The organism is Mesorhizobium sp. KACC 23794 (assembly GCF_052180275.1).
Taxonomy (GTDB): Bacteria; Pseudomonadota; Alphaproteobacteria; order Rhizobiales; family Rhizobiaceae; genus Kumtagia.
This window is the reverse complement of the sequence record NZ_CP197465.1, coordinates 5,230,054-5,248,138: the sequence shown is the minus strand read 5'-3', so window position 1 is coordinate 5,248,138 and position 18,085 is coordinate 5,230,054. Positions and strand designations below refer to the sequence as shown.

The window sequence follows — 18,085 nt, the reverse complement described above, 5'->3', positions numbered from 1 at the left end:
ATGGCGATCCGGCGTGGCCGCGGCGTGGCGGCGATCAACTACCCGACCGGCATGAACCTCGGCGGCGATCCCAGCCAGGCGCTGGTCCATTCGACGCCGACCGGCAATTTCATGGTGACGCTGTCTTCCGTCGACCTGGGGCAGGGGTTGAAGCAGGTCATGGCGCAGATCTGCGCCGAGACCATCGGCGTGCCGACCGAGCAAGTCATCATCGACACCGCCGACACCGACACCGGCCCGCACTGCATGGGCACTTTCGCCTCGCGCGGCACGCATCGCATCGGCAATGCCGTGGTGCAGGCGGCGCGGGAGGCGCGGCAGGTCATGCTGGAAGTGGCGGCGGAAGCGCTGGAGGTGAATGCTGACGACCTTGATACCGACGGCACCGGCATCATCCATGTGAAGGGCGCGCCGCAGAAATCCATTTCGATCTTCGACACGGCGCTGATGGCGCATTTCAAACTCGGCCGCTCGATCTCCGGCCGCGGCATGTTTTTGGTGCCGCGCTCCTATCCGGAGGTCGAGACCGGCGCCATGAAGCCCTCCACCTGCTACGCCCATGCCTGCACGGTGGCGGACGTCGAGGTGGACGACGAGACAGGCGAGGTCACGGTCGTCTCGGTAAAGAACGTTTTCGAAATAGGCCGCGCGCTGAACCCGAAGATGGTCGAGCAGCAGCTTGTCGGCGGCTCATGGATGGGCATTTCGCATGCGCTCTATGAGACGACCGAGCCTTATTATCCGAGCCGCGACCACGGTGGCACCGACTTCAATGAATATCTGATGCCTGGCCCGGGCGACCTCGCGGGAACAGAGATCATCGTGCTGGAGCGGCCGGCGGCGGACGGTCCCTACGGCGCCAAGGGGCCGGGCGAGATGTGCGCCAACCCGCAGATCCCGGCGGTGGCCAACGCCGTCTTTGACGCCGTCGGCGTGCGCATCGACATGCTGCCGATCACGCCGGAGCGGATTCTCCGGGCGTTGAAGGAACAGCGGGCGGCATAGCCCGAAGCAAGGTCCGATGAGCGCATCCGCTGAACAGATAGCCGCCTCGCCGGAAGCCATCGCGGCGGCGCTGGAAAATGCCCGCTACATCGCCGACGAAGGTCTTGCCACGGCGGTTTTTTTGGCGATCCGACTGGGAAAACCACTGCTTTTGGAAGGCGCGCCCGGCGTTGGCAAGACGGAGGCCGCCAAGGCGATCGCCGCTGTGCTCGGGCGTGATCTTGTGCGGCTGCAATGCTATGAGGGCATCGACGCCTCGCATGCGCTTTACGAGTGGAACTACCAGCGTCAACTGCTTGCCATCCGCCACGCCGGCGACCAGGAGATCGACATCTATGACGACCGTTTCCTGATCGACCGACCGCTGCTGCAGGTTCTGCGCGCGCCCGAGCGGCGGGTGCTTCTGGTCGACGAGATCGACCGCTCGGATCACGAATTCGAGGCGCTGCTGCTTGAATTCCTTTCGGATTTCCAGATCAGCATTCCCGAGCGCGGCACGCTGTCGGCCGCCAGCCAGCCGGTCGTGGTGCTGACCTCCAACCGCACGCGCGAGCTGGCGGAGGCGTTGCGCCGCCGCTGCGTCTATCACTGGATCGCCTATCCCGACGCCGAACGTGAAGCGGCGATCATCATGCTGCGCGCCGGCGATGTCGCCGAGGCCACGGCGCGCGCGGTGGCGAAGGCGGTCGGCGGTATTCGTGCCCGGCCGCTGGCGAAACCGCCGGGCATCGCGGAGGCGGTCGAATGGGCCAACGCCGCGACCATGTTGGAAAAAACCGGATCGTCTTGGCCACTGGCTTTCCGCCGCGCCATCGGCGTGCTGATCAAGGACGAGGAGGATCTGACCTACATCGCGCCCGAACTGGATCGGATCGTCGAGGAGGCATTGGGGTGATGATCCTAATCACCAGAGTTGATGCCACTTGCAATGCGGCGACTGAGCGGAGCGAGGTCGGATGAGGGGCAAAGGTGCCACGACGTGCGGCGGCGCAACCGTTCCGCCCGCCGCCGCGCCATTCCTCGGCTTCGCCCGCCACCTGCGAAAGTTCGGCTTTCCTGCCTCACCAGAACAGGTGACAAGTTTCATGCAGGCAGTGACGCTGCTCGGTCCCCGGTCGATGCGCGATATTCATGAGGCGGCACTTGCGACACTGGCGCCCGCGCCCGACCGACGCGGCGAGTTCGATGCGCATTTTCGCGCCTTCTTCCATGGCGAGATCGAAAGCCTTGTCGAGGCCGATGGCGAGGAAGAGACCGGCATCAAGGACGATGGTGGCGAGGAAAATCAAGAGGTTGAGATCCGCCGGGACGACGAGAGCGGCGAAAGCGCTTCCACCACCGAGCGGCTCGGGGTACGAGATTTTCGACGCGGCGAGGACGCGCTGGATTTGTTCCGTCGCCAATTGCCGGCGGCGCTGCCGGTGCGCCACTCGTTCCGCAGCGTGCGCACGCATGCGCGTGGAAAACTGGACCTTCGCCGCTCGCTGCGCGAGATCGTGCGGGCGGATGGCGACGTGCCGGCGCCGCTGTTTCGCAAGCGTCAACATGTCCAACGCAAGCTACTGATTCTAATCGATATTTCAGGATCGATGAAATTCTGGACGGAGGATTATCTGGCGGTTGCGCACACTGTCGTGCAGGCAGCGCCAACCGCCGAAATCTTCACATTCGGCACAAGGCTGACGCGCATCACCGCGCCGCTGCGCATCCGCGACCGGGAACAGGCGCTGGCGCGGGCCTCGCCGCTGGTGGAGGATTGGGACGGTGGTACGCGTATCGGCCCGGTTTTGCTGGCCTTTTTGTCGGTCCCGAGGTTTTCGGCTTTTGCGCGCGGCGCGGCGGTGGTGATGCTTTCGGATGGGCTGGAGCGGGGGGACCATGCCGAGATGGAGACGGCGGTGCGGCGGCTAGCGGCGCGAGCGTGGCGGCTGTCGCTGGCGACGCCGCTGGCCGGCGACTCGCGCTTCCGCCCGCAAACCGCTGCGCTAAAAGCGATTTTGCCAGTCCTCGACGATCTGGTCGACGGTTCGTCCGTGGCCGGACTCACCAAGTTCATCCTGTCCCTCGCCCGACCTGCACCGAATGCGGAACATATGTGGAACAAAAGGGTGTAACCATGCGAAAAATCATCGATTCTCACTTCCATATCTGGCGGCAGAAGGACCAGCCGTGGCTGGTCGGGCCGATGGTTCCGCGCATCTTCGGACCCTATGAGCCGATCCGTCGCGACTATCCGATCGAGGAGTTTCTGGCCGACCAGCAGGGTGCGGGTGTCGAGAAGGCGGTCTATGTGCAGACCAACTGGGCGAAGGAGGATTTCGAGAAGGAAGTCGCCTTCCTGACCGAGACGGCGGAGCGCAGCGGATGGCCGCATGCCATTGTCGGATATACGGATTTCACCGTCGACGATATCCGCCCGCAGATCGACCGGCTGAAGAAGTATCCCTTGCTGCGCGGGGTGCGCATGCAACTGCACTGGCATGAGACACCGGCGTTTCGTTTTGCAAAGTCGGCGGACCAGGTGATCGATCCGACCGTGCGCAGAAACGTGGCGCGGCTGAAGGATTATGGCCTTTCCTTCGACCTGCAGCTGTTCCCGGCGCAGATGAAGGACGGCCTGCAACTCGTTGGAGAGAATCCGGAAATCGACTTCATCCTGACCCATGCGGGCATGCTGACGGCCAGCGACGACAGGACCGTCGAGGAATGGAAATCCGGGCTGCGCACGCTGGCCGCGGCGCCGAACTTTTATGCAAAACTCTCCGGCCTGGGCACGTTCGAGCATCGGAACGACCCGGCGCTGATCGCGCTGATCTACGATGCGGCGATCGACATTCTGGGCAGCGAGCGGCTGATGTTCGGCTCCAACTTCCCGATTGAGAAATTGTGGACCAGCCATGCCGAGTTGATCGCCGCGCACAGGGCCGCGGTGGCGCGCAAGAGCTTGAAAGACCAGGACAATATCTTCTGGAACACCGCCGAGCGCGTCTATCGGCCGGTGTGAGGCGGCTTTGAAATCCGTATTTCCGGAAGTCGCGTGAAGCTCGGAATATCGAGCGATTCCGGCGGTTTGACTGGACGCGGCTTGGAAAGCCGCTTGAATCGCTTCACGATGACCCGATTTTTGCGGCTCCAAGCTTCATCCAGATGCGTTTCGCGTTGACGCAACCGTCGTTTGCGTTGACGGCGGCTTGCCGCTTGAAGGCTGTTTCAGAGGAGGGCCACGCGGACGTCGATCCCGTAGACCCCTTCAGAACCAGATCAGCCAGATGAGTTGCAGGACGACGAGCAGGATGATGTCCCAAAAGATCATCTCGCCGATGGTGAACCAGCGGCGGCGGCGATTGAAGCGGTAGAACAGCCAGGCGCAGAGCGCGGTGACCGGGAAGGGCAGGAACACGATCAGAGCGCTCACGGCAGGCGCTGCCCGGTGCTGGCGTCGAAGCCGTGCAGCGCGGCTGGCGGGAAGCGCAGGTGCAGAAGCGCGCCATGGTCGTAGTGGCGGTCGCCGCCCGCCCGCACGATGATCGCGTTCTTGCCGCGCCGGGCAAAGATCAGGATGTCGGGTTCGACCAGTTCGACGACGTCGACCTCGAAGGCGATGGCATCCGGTGCCGATCCGTCGACGATCTCGATCTGCTCGGGGCGGATGCCGAGCGTCATTGGGCCGTCGGAGAATCCGGGCGCGGGGCAGGCGAAGCCGGCGGCAGTGAAGACGCCGGCGCTCGCCGTGCCGTCAAACGTGTTCATCGCCGGCCGGCCCATGAATTCGGCGACGAAGCGGGTGGCGGGCTTGCGGTAGACGGTCTGCGGCGTGTCGAACTGCACGAGCTTGCCGTCACGCAATACCGCGACTCGTGTGGCGAGCGTCATCGCCTCTTCCTGGTCGTGGGTGACGAACACGAAGGTCTTTCGCAACTCCCGGTGCAGGCGCTTCAACTCGGTGCGCATGTGCAGCCGGAGCAAGGCGTCGAGGTTGGAGAGCGGCTCGTCCATCAGGCAGATGTCGGGCTGCCAGACCAGCGCGCGCGCCACGGCCACGCGCTGCGCCTGGCCGCCGGAAAGCTGGCCGGGCTTGCGATGGAGGTAACGGCCGATCTGCAGGAGGTCGGCCATGGCCTTGACGCTGCGCTCGATCTCGTCGCGCCCGACTTTGCGGACGCGCAGGGGGTAGGCGATGTTTTCGTAGACGGTCTTGTGGCTGTAGAGCGCATAGTTCTGGAACACCATGCCGATACCGCGCAGGCGCGGCGGCAATTGCGTGACGTCGCGGCCGTCGACCAGGATGCGGCCGCCGGTCGGGTCTTCCAGTCCCGCCAGCACGCGGCAGGCGGTGGTCTTGCCGGACCCGGACGGCCCGAGCAGCACGATGAACTCGCCGGTCTCGAACTCGAGGTCGAGCCCGTGCAGGGCGGCGGTGCCGTCCGGAAAGATCTTTGATATCCCCTCGAAAACAATGCCCATGCGTGAATCCGGTTCTGGAGCCGAAGCTCAAATCAAATCAGCCTTTGACGGCGCCGAAAGTCAGTCCGCGGACCAGTTGCCGCTGGACGATGAAGGTGAAGACGATGATGGGTAGCGTGGCGACGATCGCCACCGCCGCGACCTGGCCCCACAGCGTGCCGTGCGGCGTCACCAGGCCGGGGATGCCCACCGTCAGCGGCCGGCCCTCGAAGGCGACGAGGATGAAGGCGTAGAGGAATTCGTTCCACGACAGGATGAAGCAGAGCACCGCGGTCGCAGCGATGCCGGGGGCGGCGAGCGGCACGACGATGAACAGGAAGGCGCCGAGACGCGAGCGCCCGTCCATCACAGCCGCCTCGTCGATCTCCTTGGGGATGTCGGCGAAGAAGCCGCGCATCATCCACACCACCAGCGACAGGTTGAATGAGGTGTGGGCGATGACCACCGCATAGACCGTGTCGATCAGCCCGAGCGAGGTGAAGAACAGGAACATCGGCACGGCGATCGAGATCGGCGGCGCCATGCGGGTCGTCAGGAAGAAGAAGAACAGGTCTTCCTTTCCGGGAAAGCTCATGCGCGCGAAGACGTAGGACGCGGGCGCGCCGATGAGAATGCAGAGCGCGGTCGACGAGGTCGAGATGATGATCGAGTTGATCGCCAGCGGCCAGTATTCCTTGCCGATGAAGACCGCGGGATAGTTGGCCAGCGTCGGCGCGAACGTCCATTTCGGGATCGACGAGAATAGGTCGACGCGGTTCTTGAACGACGCCAGCAAGATCCAGAGATAGGGAGTGAGCGCCACTACGACGGCGACGACAAGCACCGCCCATGCGAAGGCGACCCAAGGACGGCTTGCAGGACGGTCCATCAGGAATGCCCTTCGAAGGTCGGGGCGGGCCGGTTGGCCGACCAGTAGACCGCCTTGTAGAAAATCGAGCAGAGGATGAGCACGACGAGGTAGACCATGAAGGCCACCGCCGCGCCGTAGCCGAGATCCCAGTTCCGGAAGTTCACACGATAGGCGTAGATCGACACGAGTTCGGTCAGCGTGCCGGGACCGCCGCCGGTCATGATGAACACCTTGTCGAACTCCTTGAAGGCGTCGATGCCGCGCAGCAGCAGAACGAGAGCGATGATCGGCCGGAGCAGCGGCACCATGACGTCGAAGAAGATGCGCCACGGCCCGGCGCCGTCCATCATCGCCGCCTCGATCGGTGAGCGCGGCAGGCTCATGAGGCCGGCGAGCATGACCAGGGTGACAAAGGGCGACCATTGCCAGACGTCGATGGCGACGATGGCGGAAAACACCAGGTCGGGCGAGGACAGCACGGCGGAGTTCTGGGCGAGCAGCCCGACGGCGCGCAGGTAGTAGGTGACCATGCCGAAATCGCCTTGCAGCAGCAGCCGCCAGATCAGGCCGACGGCGACCGGGGCGATCATCATCGGGATCAGCAGCAGCGTCGTCAGCAGCCGCTGGCGGGCGACGAACTTGAAGATCAGGAAGGCCAGCAAAAAACCCAGCAGGAACTCGATCGACACGGCGATGGCGACGAATTTCAGCGTGAGCAGGAACGAGTTCCAGAACAGCGGGTCGGCGCGCATCAGCTTGCGGAAATTGTCGAGGCCGACGAAATTGCCGTTGCGGCTGGCGTCGGCGAAGCTGAGGTCGGTCAGCGCCGTATACATCATGTAGTAGAACGGGCCGACCAGGAACACGACGACGAGCAGCGTCGCCGGCAGGACCAGCAAAGGTCCGACGCCTCGGTCGAGCAGCAACGTTCCACGGGTGTTGGCGGTCATGGGTTAGCCGGTTCCGAGGGAGTGCAGGAAGAGGGGACGGCCGCCTCGCCGGTGGCTCCAAGCGTTGACTGCTTTACCGCCCCTCATCCGCCTGCCGGCACCTTCTCCCCGTAAGGACGGGGAGAAGGATGCGCTTGCCGGTGCTTTCGCCAATCGCCAACGATGCAGAACGAGGGGCGTGGTTGCAACCGGTGCTCCTCTCCCCGTTCTTACGGGGAGAGGATGGCGGCAGCCAGGTGAGGGGCCGCGCGAACAGTCAATCTTCGAAGCCGCGGCAGGCGGCCGTCGCGCGACGAAAAGACCTTACTGTGCCGGATAGGTCATCGGCGCGCAGGAGCCGAGAAGTTTCGAGATTTCCTTGGCCGCCTCGTCGAGCGCGGCCTTCGAGGTCTTCTCGCCGGTGAGCGAGGACGACAGCTCGCGCACGAGAATGTCGGTCATCTCCGAGGATTGCGGCAGCGTCGCCTTCGGCTTGCCGGCTTCGTGGGCCGCCATTGAGGCGTTGGAATAGGGCAGCTTCTGCACCTCGGGCGAGGCGTAGACGTCCGGACGGCCGGTGGCGCCGCCGTTCAGGTGCTGCTCGAGCTGGCGGTCGTAGCCCATCATCCATTGCATGAACAGGAAGGCCGCCTGCTGGTTCTTCGAATAGGTCGGCACCAGGTAGGTCCAGCCCTCGATCTGGCCGACCTTGCCGCCGGCGCCCTGCGGGGTGATGTCGAAGCCGACCTTGCCGACGACGGTGGACGCGGTCTCGTCGACCGACACGGCGTAGGTCGCATCGTTCCACATGATCAGCTCGGCCACCTTGGCCTGCTGCATCAGCGCCATCACGTCGTCCCAGAAATAGTTCAGGCTGTCCGGCGGCGAATAGGCGAGCAGGCTCTTGTAATAGTCGAGGGAGGCGATCGCCTGTGGGCTGTTGACGATCACCGGGCCGCATTCGGAGCCGCTCTTCACGTCGAGCACGTCGCCGCCGAAGGAATAGAGGAAGTTCAGCCACTCGTACCACAATGCCTCGTGGCGCTTGGCCTGCAGGGCGGTGCCGTAAAGACCCTGGTCGGGGCGGGTGAACCATTCGGCGATGTCGCGATACTGGTCCCAGTTCTGGGCGGGTGCCAGGTCGTAGCCGTACTTGGCCTTGAAGCCTTCCTTCTCCTTGGGATCGGAGAGCAGGTCGCTGCGATACCACATGAACAGGTTCAGCACGGTGAACGGAAAGCCGTATTCCTTGCCGTCGTACCAGGAGATCTCCTTCCAGGCTTTCTGGTAGAGCTGTTCCTCGGGCTTGAAGGTCGGGTCACGCAATGCCGGATCGGCCATGAAACCGGCGATCTCGAGCAGATGGCCGTTGGTGGCGAACTTGCCCATCTCGCGATGCGGCTGGATGATGACGTCGTAGCGGCCGCGCTTAGAGTTCAGGTCGAGCTGCACCTTGTTCACCGCTTCCGAGTGCTCGTACATCTCGACTTCGACGGTGATGCCGGTCGCCTGCTCGAATTGGGGGGCGAGTTTCGCCAGCGCTTCCAGCGGCGGCAGCGCCTCGCCGACGACGCGGATGGTGGCGCCGCTATAGGGTTTTGCTGCTTCTTCCAAAGTCCACGCCCCAGCCTGTGCGACCTGCAACAGGACTGAGGCTGTCATTCCTAGGATGAGTCGGCCTGCCGTCAGTTTAAGCATCGATATTCTCCCGATGTCGTTCCCCTTATCTGCAGGCTTTGTGGCATAGAATGTGCCATGTCGCAAATAAAAATGTGGCAACTTGCAAATTTCTCGCCATCGGTGTTATGAGGTCGAAAGCGCTGCCGGATCGACGTGCGGCCGAAAAAAATGCAAGGGAACGTCATGGACTTTATCTTCATGCTGACGCGCGACGATCGCACGGTGGAAGACAGCCTGGACTTGATGAAACTCATCGAGCCGGTGGGTTTGAAACACATCGGCTTCAAGGATATCGGGGTGCCGGCTACGGTGCTGAAATCGCTGGTGGAAGCGATCGACGCGGCGGGCGCGGTCTCCTACATGGAGGTGGTTTCGACGACTGCCGAGGCCTGCCTGGACTCGGCGCGCATCGCCCGCGACCTTGGCGTGCGGCGGCTGCTGGGGGGAACGCAGGTGGACGAGATATTGCGCCTCCTCGAAGGCAGCCGGACCGAGTATTTTCCGTTTCCCGGCAAGCCGATCGGCCACCCGACCAAGCTCGGCGGCACGGCGGCGGATGTGGAGGCCGACTGCGCTGGTTTCGTCGAGAAGGGATGTGCCGGGTGCGATATCCTCGCCTACCGCGCCACCGAGGCGGATCCCATCGACCTGGTGCGCGCCGCCCGAAAGGGGCTGGGGCCCGACAAGTATCTGATCGTTGCCGGCGCGGTGACTTCGTCCGAGCGGATCAGGGCGGTGAAGGCCGCGGGCGCGGACGCCTTCACCATCGGCAGCGCTGTGTTCAACGGGTCCTATTCGCCGTCCAAGGGCTCGATCATCTCGCAGCTTCGCGACGTGCTGGCCGACTGCGAGAGCGCCTGAGCGTGGCGGTCGTCGGCGTCGATCTCGGCACGCAGAGCCTGAAGGCGATCGTCGTCGATGACGGGCTTGTGCTCCGCGGCGAGGCGAGCGTGCCCTATCAGCCACGTTTTCCTGCACCCGGCTGGGCCGAGCAGGACTCTTCGCTGTGGCTTGACGCGCTGAGGCCGGCGATCGGCAAGGCGCTGGAGAAATCCGGATTGGGGCCGGACGCCGTCAAAGGCATTGCTGTCAGCGGCCAACTCGACGGCTGCGTGCCTGTTGGCGCGGACGGACGGGCGCTTTCGCCTTGCGTGATCTGGATGGACAGGCGCGCCGAGGCGGAGGTGGCTGATCTCGACGCCGGCCATATCCGCGAGCGGACGGGGCTGGTGCTCGACGCCTCGCATATGGCGGCGAAGATCCGCTGGATGAAACGCAACCGGCCTGAAACGCGCGCCTGCCGCACCTGGCACCAACCGGTGTCGCTGGTGGTCGAAAAACTGTGCGGTCGGGCGGTGATGGACCATGCGCTGGCGTCGACGACGATGCTCTACGGCTTGCGCGAGCGCGGTTACGCCGACGATCTGCTGGCGCTGTTCGAGGTCGAGAGCGACAGCCTGCCGGAGATCGCGGAGGCGTCCGCGCAGGCGGGTGTTCTTTCCAGGGCCGGGGCTGAGCTGACTGGACTGCCGGCCGGGATCGTGGTCGCGGTCGGAACCGGCGACGATTTCGCCAACGCGATCGGCGCGGGCGTGGTCAGGCCGGGGCTGGTTTCGTGCAGTCTCGGCACCGGCGAGGTGATCGGTGCGATTTCCGAGAGCCTTGTGCTGGACGGCGAAGGGCTGGTGCAGACGCACGGTTTTCTCGACGAAAGCTTTTACCTCGGCAATCCGGGCTGGCTGGCAGGCGGGGCGGTGACCTGGTTCCTGTCGACCTTCGGCGTCGACACGCCTGCGGAGCTTTCGGTACTGGCGGCGAGCGCGCCGCCGGGCAGCGACGACCTGCTGTTCCTGCCGGCGCTGAACGGAGCGATGGCGCCGCGCTGGATCGCGGGCGCGCGGGGCGCCTTCTACGGGCTGACCTCTGCCCATGGCAAGGCGGCCTGCGCCCGCGCGCTGCTGGAAGGCTGCGCCTTCGCTATGCGCGACGTGGTCGATCGCTACGCTGCGCTGGGGGTTCGCACCGACGCCATCCGGCTCTGCGGCGGCGGGGCCAGAAGCCGTGTCTGGGCGCAGATCCGCGCCGATGTCAGCCAGCGGCCGGTCGAAATCCTCGATGTCGCCGACACCTCGCCGATCGGCGCGGCGATCCTTGCCAGCGTCGCGACCGGGCAGTCGACAAGCGTAGCCGAGGCGGCGTCTGCATTTCCGCGCCGCTTGGAAACGATCGATCCCGATCCCGCGAAGGCTGAGGTCTACGATCGCGGTTATCGCCGCTATCGAACCCTGTTCGACGCGCTGACGCCGCTCTACGGGGAGGGCGCGTGACCATGCGGCCGCTTTCCCAGTCGCCGGTCGAGGACCGCCGAAAAATCTCGGTGGTGCTGACAGACATAGACGACACGCTGACCGAGCACGGCCGGCTGCCGGCCAAGGCCTATTCCGCGCTGGAACGGCTGAAGCAGGCGGGCTTCATCGTGGCGCCCGTCACCGGCCGGCCTGCCGGATGGTGCGACCTGATCGCACGCCAATGGCCCGTGGACGGCGTGGTGGGCGAGAACGGCGCTTTCTTCTTCCGTTACGAGGACGAAAAACGGCGGCTGACGCGCCACTACGCGAAGAGCGCGGACGAGCGCCGGCGCGATGCCGAACGGCTCGCAAGTATCCGGGAAGCGGTGCTGGCGGAAGTGCCGGGCGCGGCCGTCGCCGCCGACCAGGCCTATCGCGAGGCCGACCTCGCCATCGATTTTTGCGAGGACGTGCCGCCGCTAGCGAAGGCGGACGTACAACGGATCGTCGGCATCTTCGAGCGCTTCGGCGCGACCGCAAAAATCTCGTCGATCCATGTCAACGGCTGGTTCGGCGGCTACGACAAGCTGTCGACCAGCCGGCTGTTCCTGAAAACCTGTTTCGGCATCGATATCGATCGCGATTCCCACCGGATCGCCTTTGCCGGCGACAGTCCCAACGATTCCCCCATGTTCGGCTTCTTCCCCAACAGCGTCGGTGTCGCTAATGTGCTTGATTTCGGGGATGATTTGCCCGCGCCTCCTGCCTATGTGGCCAAGGGTCGAGGCGCGGACGGATTTGCCGAACTCGCGGACATGCTGATCGCGGCAAAGGGGCAGGAATGGACAACAGCAGGCTGACCAAGAAGGAAAGGCACGAACTCATCCTTTCCGAGATAAGAACCTCGGCCTCCATCCGCATCTCGAAACTTGCAAAACGCATCGGCGTCGCCGGCGAGACCATCCGCCGCGACCTGATCGAACTCGGCGACGCCGGCCTGATCAACCGCACCTATGGCGGCGCCACGATCTCGCTGGTGACCAGCGAGCCGGCGATCTCCGAACGCGGCCTGACGCTGGTCGAGGAGCGTGCGCGCATCGGCCGCGGCACGGTCGGGCTGGTCGAGAAAGGCCAGATCGTGATGATCGACGGGGGCTCGACCACTTACGAGGTGGCGCGCAACCTGGCGCAGTTCAGCCGCGACCTGACGATCATCACCAACTCGACCGGCGTCGCCTCGGTGGCCGGCGGCAATCCGACCTTTCGCGTCATCCTGTGCCCCGGCACCTATGACAACCGCGAGGGCAGCGTGCTCGGTGAGGACACCGTCGAATATGTCAGCCGCTACAACGCGGACGTCGCCATCATCGGCGCGTCCGGCATAACCGTCGACGGGCCCAACGACATGATTTCCGGCGCGGTCGCGGTGAAGCGGGCGATGATCGGTCAGGCCATGTCGACCGTACTGGTCGTCACCCACGACAAGTTCGGCCGCGCCAGCCTGCAGCGCGTCTGCAAGCTCGGCGACATTTCCGACGTGGTCACCGACGCCGAGCCGCCGGCCGGGTTCCGTGAGGCGATGCAGCAGGTGGGGTCGGAGTTGCATGTGTTTGCGGGGCGGTGACGGCTTCCCGGGAATCATCTCACCTCGCTCCAGGCATGTCGGCCGGCTTCGCGACCCGACGAGCAACGGTGCGTCCTGACAGCACGGATCGTCGTCATGACCGGATCGCCTGGCCAGGGAGCTTGCTGGAAAGCATCGCTTTTCAAGAACAGCCGGCTCGGCCCTGGGGCGGCGTCAGGAGGTGTCGGTGCGCCGAGGGTCCAGCGCATGAACGGCCAGCGGCGGGGCCGGCGTGAGGCTGCGGAAATCCTGAATTATAGTCGTGCGACGCTACACGGTGATAAGCCCGTTATCCGCCCCACGCTTCATCATTGTCAGGTGGAAATGCCTGGAATTTCCATGGAAAAGACAAAGAATTCCAGATGTTTCCAACTGGATGCAATATACGATGCGCGCTTGCTCGGATATAGTATCCGTCCGCCGAAGCCTCCTTGTCTCTGATAAAAACTACAATTTTGAGATAGGTCGCCAAGGGTAGCCCGGATGGGCTTTCCGCTGCTGAATTCAAGGGAACCGAGTCATGCCTGGCATATTCCGCTATACTGCGAACGGGGATTACCGGTCGGCGACTTCTGCCGATATTCTCCGCTTCGATGCCACGACCATGGCGAGCGCAGTCGAAATCAACAATCCCCTCGCGGTGGGAATCAATGGCGATCTGAACCTGCCGCCAGTGAGCATGAACAATGTGTTCTACTATTCGCCAGGCCCTGTTACCACCTTCTCGCTGAGAGACACGGCCAACGCTGTCCTTACGCCGTCCAACGCCGGCTTGTATCTGGATATTACTGGAGGAGCCGGGGTTGCGTCGTTCTCAGGCGGAGACTTCGGCGATCAGTTTATCGGCGGTCTCAATGACGACAGCTTCTTTGGCTACCTCGGGAACGACACGCTTGAGGGCGGGGCTGGCTTCGATTCCCTGAACGGAGGCATGGGCATCGACACCGCAAGCTACGAGCATGCTGGAGCGGGTGTTACCGCCAACCTGTCTAACGCGGGCAGCAATACGGGCGACGCGCAGGGCGATACCTACACCGGCATCGAGAACCTGCGCGGCAGCCGCTTCTCCGATACGCTGACCGGCGACGGCGGCAACAACATCCTCAACGACGGCGGCGTCGGCGGTTCAGACACGTTGATCGGCGGCGGCGGTAACGACAGCTATTCGGTCTACAATGCCGGAGCAGTGATCGTCGAAGCCAGCGGCGAAGGCAGCGACCGCGTCAGCGCCGGCGTGGACTACGTGCTTGCCAGCGGGGTCAGCGTCGAGCAATTGAACACGACATCGCTGCACGCCACCTATGCGGTCAACCTCACCGGCAACGAGCTTGCCCAACTGGTTCGCGGCAATGACGGCGCCAACGTGCTGGACGGAGCCGGCGGCAAAGACGTGCTGTTCGGCATGGGCGGGGCCGACGGTTTCCGATTCTCGACAGCGCTCGGCGCTGACAATATCGACCGGATCGGCGATTTCCAGGCGGGTACCGACACCATCCAGCTCGATAACGCGATCTTCAGCGCCCTGGGAGCGCTCGGCGCTTTGGATCCTTCGGCGTTCAAGGACATCGCATTCGCACCGAAGGATGCCGACGACCGGATCATCTATAGTTCCGACACCGGCGCGCTGGTCTACGATGCGGACGGCTCCGGCACGGTGTTCGGCAATGTCCGGTTTGCGACGATCGTCGGCTCGCCGGTGCTCACCGCCGCCGATTTCGTGGTGGTGTGATCGTCGCCATCGTGCAGGTCGCCGTTAGCCACCAATAACTGTCGTCACTGGACCTAAAGCAGACTTTTTTCTCGAGCTTGAGATGATGCGGGCTGGGCGGGCTATACGCTCGCCTGCCGTCCCGAACCTGCGAAATCCAGCGCTCCACGCAATTTGAGCCCGCCCGCATGATGACAGGCGACCATCTGGCCATCGGCCGTCTCGCGAAGCTCCGGCACGCGCTCCGCGCAGAGCGCGGTGGCATAGCTACAGCGGGTGCGGAAGCGGCAGCCGGAGGGCGGATTGGCGGGGTCGGGGCGTTCGCCGGTGAGCAGGATCGGCCGGCGCGGCGCGTCGGGATCGGGCTCCGGCACCGCCGACATCAGCGCCTCGGTATAGGGGTGCCTTGGCGTGTAATAGACTTGCCGGGTGGTGCCGACCTCGACGATTTTTCCGAGATACATAACCGCGACGCGATTGCAGACATAGGCGACAGCGGCGAGGTCGTGGGCGATGAACAGGTAGGTCAACCCGAGGCTTTCCTGCAGGTCGGCGAGCAGGTTGAGGATCTGCGCCTGGATCGACACGTCGAGCGAGGAGATCGGCTCGTCGCACACCACCAGCGCCGGATTGAGCACCAGCGCGCGGGCAATCGCGATGCGCTGGCGCTGGCCGCCGGAGAAGGCGTGCGGGAAACGCTTCAACTGGTCCTTCGACAGGCCGCATTTCACCGCGATGTCGAGCACGCGGTCGTCGATCTCCTTGCGCGACAGGCGGCCCCAGTCGCCCGCGCCGGCGATCAATGGTTCGGAGATGATGTCGCGCACCGTCATGCGCGGGTTGAGCGACGCATAGGGGTCCTGAAAGATCATCTGCATGTGGTGGCGCGAGCGGCGCAGCGCCTGCTTGTCGAGGCTGGTGACATTCAGCGTGCCGCCGCCCGCGGTGAGCTCGACCGTGCCGGCGGTCGGCTCGACGCCGCGCAGCACCGCCAGCCCGAGCGTCGTCTTGCCCGAGCCGCTTTCGCCGACCAGACCTAGCGTCTCGCCGCGCGCGATTTCGAAGGACACGTCGTCGACGGCGCTGACATAACCGGCCGGCTTGGCGAAAAAACCTTTCGTGCGGGTGGGGAAGCGCACCGACAGGTTTTTGACCCTGAGAAGAGGCGATGCGTCCGAAATTTCGGGCGAGACCGGATTGGGCGCTGTTTCGGTCGTCATGCCAAAACCTTCTCGCCGTGGACGCATTCGACCTCGTGGCGGCCGGCGGCGTGGCGCGGCGGCTGCAACTCGGCGCAACGCGGCAGCACCGCGACCGGGCAACGCGGATGAAAACGGCAGCCGGGCGGAACGTCGAATATGTTGGGCACCGAGCCGGCGATGGGGCGGATGCGCCGGCCGCGATCGATGTCGCCGAGGCGCGGAACGGCGTCGAGCAACGCCCGCGTGTAGGGATGCGCGGGCTTGCGAAAAATGTCGCGCACCGGGGCGCTCTCGATGATGCGGCCGGAATACATGACGGCCACGCGGTCGGCCATCTGGGCAACAATGCCGAGATCGTGGGTGATGAACAGGATCGCCATGCCGAGGTCGCGCTGCAAGGTGCGCAGCAGTTCGAGGATCTGGCCCTGGATGGTGACGTCGAGCGCCGTCGTCGGTTCGTCGGCAATCAGCAGGCTCGGCCCGCAGATGAGCGCGCGGGCGATCATGGCGCGCTGGCGCATGCCGCCGGAGAACTCCGACGGATACCGGTCGAGCGCGCCGACAGGGTCGGGGATGCCGACCTTGCCGAGCAGTTCGGCGGCCCGCGCCCGCGCCGCCTTGCGGCCGACGTCCTCGTGCACGGTGACCACCTCGGCGATCTGCTGGCCGATCGTGTGGATCGGCGAGAAGGAACTCATCGGCTCCTGGAAAATCATGCCCATGCGCGCGCCGCGGATCGCCTCGATGCCTTTTCCACGCGTCCCCAGCTTCGCCACGTCGGCGCGGAAACCGTCGTTTGTCTGAAGCGCGATCTCGCCTCGCGCGACCTTGAGGTTGGCGCCGAGCAACTGCATCAGCGCCAATGCCGTCACGCTCTTGCCGGAACCGCTTTCGCCGACCAGCGCCAGCACCTCGCCGCGCGCTATGTCGAACGACACGTCCTGGGTGATCGGCACGGAATGGCCGTCGCGGGTGTCCAGCGCGATCGACAGGCCGCGCACGGAGAGGATTGGAGCGGTTTGCATTCAGGTTAACCCATTCTGCCGGGCCGGTTTGACCCAAATCCTTCGGGCTTCGTCTTGTCCGGGCCACCAGCCCGGCCTGCGACAAAGCCGTCGACCTTGGCCCAAACCGCCTCCGGCAGATTGGGCGAACCTGAATGCAAACTGCTCCCAAGCTTCGATGGTTGTGATCATCATGACTTTGAATAGGGGTCGGCGGCGTCGCGCAGGCCGTCGCCGACGAAGTTGAAGGCGAGCACGGCGATGATGACGAAGACGCCGGGGATCATCAGCCATGGCGCCTGGTCGATGGCGCGGATGCTTTGCGCGGCGAAAAGCAGTACGCCCCAGCTTTCGACGGGCTCGCGCAGGCCGAGGCCAAGGAAGGACAGCGAGGTTTCTGCCAGCAGGATTTCCGGGAATGCGATCGAGGCGTCGACGATCAGATAGCTGAGGAAGGACGGCAGCAAATGGCGGCGGATGATGCGCGCGTCCGAGCAGCCGGAAAGCCGCGCGGCGAGCACGAAATCTTCGTGGCGGGTTGCGAGCAGCTTGCTGCGCACGGTGCGCGCCAGCCACGTCCAGCCGAGCAGCGCCAGAATGGTGGTGATGGCGAGGTAGGTGGCGAGCGGTCCCCAGTCGCGCGGCATCAATGCCGCCAGCGCCAGCCAGAGCGGCAACGTCGGGATTGAGCGGATGAACTCGATCAGCCGCATGATGAAATTGTCGATGCGGCCGCCGAAATAGCCGGCGATGCCACCGATCGCGGCGCCGAGCACGAACGAGACGGTGACACCGACGAAGGCGACAGCGAGCGAAGCGCGCGTGGCGTGGACGGAGCGCGAGAACAGGTCGAGCCCGGTGAAATCCGTGCCGAAGACATGGATGAAACCTTCGTCGGTGCCGAACAGGTGGATGTCGGTCGGGATGATGCCGAGCAGCCGATAGGGCGCGCCTTCGACGAAGAAGCGGATCGGCCATTTCTGGGAGGTGTCGACCTGATGCGTCATGCGCAGCGTGACCATGTCGCGCACGGCCTTGCTGCCATAGACGAAGGGCCGCAGGTGGATGGCGCCGGTCTCGTCGATCATCCGCGGCAGCATCGGCGCGCCGGCGACGTAGTTCGGATTGCGCTGGCCGGGCGGGTAGGGGCTGATCGTCTCGGCAAACAGCGTCATCGCCAAAAACATGCCGAGCAGTGCCATGCCGACCATCGCCATCTTGTGGCGGCGGAACTTCCACCACATCAACTGCCACTGGCTGGCGAGATCCGGCCGGTAGGGTTTGCGGCGGAAGAGGAAGCGGGAGGGCGCAAGGCCTTCGAGCAGGGACAT

At 64.5% G+C, this 18,085-nt stretch carries 17 protein-coding genes; 9 read left to right on the top strand and 8 right to left on the bottom strand.

Annotated features, from left to right (window positions below; all coding sequences use genetic code 11):
- From ACSBOB_RS25760 to ACSBOB_RS25745, 4 genes are all read left to right on the top strand, one after another.
- Positions 1 to 1,005 carry a xanthine dehydrogenase family protein molybdopterin-binding subunit gene (locus tag ACSBOB_RS25760; RefSeq protein WP_442578900.1) on the top strand — a complete coding sequence of 335 codons (1,005 nt, stop codon included), beginning with the start codon at positions 1 to 3 and terminating at the stop codon, positions 1,003 to 1,005.
- 16 nt (positions 1,006 to 1,021) lie between these two features.
- Positions 1,022 to 1,900 carry an AAA family ATPase gene (locus ACSBOB_RS25755; protein ID WP_442578899.1) on the top strand — a complete coding sequence of 293 codons (879 nt, stop codon included), beginning with the start codon at positions 1,022 to 1,024 and terminating at the stop codon, positions 1,898 to 1,900.
- A 61-nt stretch (positions 1,901 to 1,961) separates the two neighbouring features.
- On the top strand, positions 1,962 to 3,119 hold the full coding sequence (locus tag ACSBOB_RS25750; RefSeq protein WP_442578898.1) for a vWA domain-containing protein: 1,158 nt from the start codon (positions 1,962 to 1,964) through the stop codon (positions 3,117 to 3,119).
- 2 nt (positions 3,120 to 3,121) lie between these two features.
- Positions 3,122 to 4,009, top strand: coding sequence for an amidohydrolase family protein (locus ACSBOB_RS25745; RefSeq protein ID WP_442578897.1), 888 nt, complete (start codon positions 3,122 to 3,124; stop codon positions 4,007 to 4,009).
- Between the two features lie 246 nt (positions 4,010 to 4,255).
- On the opposite strand, the gene ACSBOB_RS25740 is transcribed toward ACSBOB_RS25745, so the two are convergent.
- From ACSBOB_RS25740 to ACSBOB_RS25720, 5 genes are all read right to left on the bottom strand, one after another.
- A complete protein-coding gene (locus ACSBOB_RS25740; RefSeq protein WP_442578896.1) occupies positions 4,256 to 4,420 on the bottom strand; it encodes a hypothetical protein in 165 nt (54 codons plus the stop codon).
- Positions 4,417 to 5,469 carry an ABC transporter ATP-binding protein gene (locus ACSBOB_RS25735; RefSeq protein ID WP_442578895.1) on the bottom strand — a complete coding sequence of 351 codons (1,053 nt, stop codon included), beginning with the start codon at positions 5,467 to 5,469 and terminating at the stop codon, positions 4,417 to 4,419. Before ACSBOB_RS25735 ends, ACSBOB_RS25740 begins: the two co-directional genes overlap by 4 nt.
- Before the next feature lie 37 nt (positions 5,470 to 5,506).
- The gene (locus ACSBOB_RS25730) at positions 5,507 to 6,337 is read right to left on the bottom strand and encodes a carbohydrate ABC transporter permease (protein WP_442578894.1); all 831 of its coding nucleotides are present in this window, start codon (positions 6,335 to 6,337) and stop codon (positions 5,507 to 5,509) included.
- Positions 6,337 to 7,269: a carbohydrate ABC transporter permease gene (locus ACSBOB_RS25725; RefSeq protein ID WP_442578893.1), complete on the bottom strand. Its 933-nt coding sequence runs from the start codon at positions 7,267 to 7,269 to the stop codon at positions 6,337 to 6,339. The genes ACSBOB_RS25730 and ACSBOB_RS25725 overlap by 1 nt, the downstream gene beginning before the upstream one ends.
- Positions 7,270 to 7,572: 303 nt before the next feature.
- Complete coding sequence (locus tag ACSBOB_RS25720) at positions 7,573 to 8,910, bottom strand: ABC transporter substrate-binding protein (RefSeq protein ID WP_442578892.1); 1,338 nt, start codon at positions 8,908 to 8,910, stop codon at positions 7,573 to 7,575.
- 201 nt (positions 8,911 to 9,111) lie between these two features.
- Here ACSBOB_RS25720 and ACSBOB_RS25715 point away from each other — a divergent pair, with 201 nt between their 5' ends.
- The 5 genes from ACSBOB_RS25715 to ACSBOB_RS25695 all read left to right on the top strand — a co-directional run bounded on the left by ACSBOB_RS25715 (position 9,112) and on the right by ACSBOB_RS25695 (position 14,569).
- A complete protein-coding gene (locus ACSBOB_RS25715; protein ID WP_442578891.1) occupies positions 9,112 to 9,789 on the top strand; it encodes a 4-hydroxythreonine-4-phosphate dehydrogenase in 678 nt (225 codons plus the stop codon).
- A gap of 2 nt (positions 9,790 to 9,791) precedes the next feature.
- The gene (locus tag ACSBOB_RS25710) at positions 9,792 to 11,255 is read left to right on the top strand and encodes a xylulokinase (protein ID WP_442578890.1); all 1,464 of its coding nucleotides are present in this window, start codon (positions 9,792 to 9,794) and stop codon (positions 11,253 to 11,255) included.
- A gap of 2 nt (positions 11,256 to 11,257) precedes the next feature.
- A complete protein-coding gene (locus ACSBOB_RS25705; protein ID WP_442578889.1) occupies positions 11,258 to 12,076 on the top strand; it encodes an HAD-IIB family hydrolase in 819 nt (272 codons plus the stop codon).
- Positions 12,058 to 12,840: a DeoR/GlpR family DNA-binding transcription regulator gene (locus ACSBOB_RS25700; RefSeq protein WP_442578888.1), complete on the top strand. Its 783-nt coding sequence runs from the start codon at positions 12,058 to 12,060 to the stop codon at positions 12,838 to 12,840. Before ACSBOB_RS25705 ends, ACSBOB_RS25700 begins: the two co-directional genes overlap by 19 nt.
- Before the next feature lie 520 nt (positions 12,841 to 13,360).
- Complete coding sequence (locus tag ACSBOB_RS25695; RefSeq protein ID WP_442578887.1) at positions 13,361 to 14,569, top strand: calcium-binding protein; 1,209 nt, start codon at positions 13,361 to 13,363, stop codon at positions 14,567 to 14,569.
- A 101-nt stretch (positions 14,570 to 14,670) separates the two neighbouring features.
- Here ACSBOB_RS25695 and ACSBOB_RS25690 read toward each other — a convergent pair whose 3' ends face one another.
- The 3 genes from ACSBOB_RS25690 to ACSBOB_RS25680 form a co-directional block, all read right to left on the bottom strand.
- A complete protein-coding gene (locus ACSBOB_RS25690) occupies positions 14,671 to 15,768 on the bottom strand; it encodes an ABC transporter ATP-binding protein (RefSeq protein ID WP_442578886.1) in 1,098 nt (365 codons plus the stop codon).
- Positions 15,765 to 16,775 (bottom strand): ABC transporter ATP-binding protein, encoded by a 1,011-nt coding sequence (locus ACSBOB_RS25685; RefSeq protein WP_442578885.1) that lies wholly within the window; start codon positions 16,773 to 16,775, stop codon positions 15,765 to 15,767. The genes ACSBOB_RS25690 and ACSBOB_RS25685 overlap by 4 nt, the downstream gene beginning before the upstream one ends.
- Before the next feature lie 170 nt (positions 16,776 to 16,945).
- Positions 16,946 to 18,085 (bottom strand): ABC transporter permease, encoded by a 1,140-nt coding sequence (locus tag ACSBOB_RS25680; RefSeq protein WP_442578884.1) that lies wholly within the window; start codon positions 18,083 to 18,085, stop codon positions 16,946 to 16,948.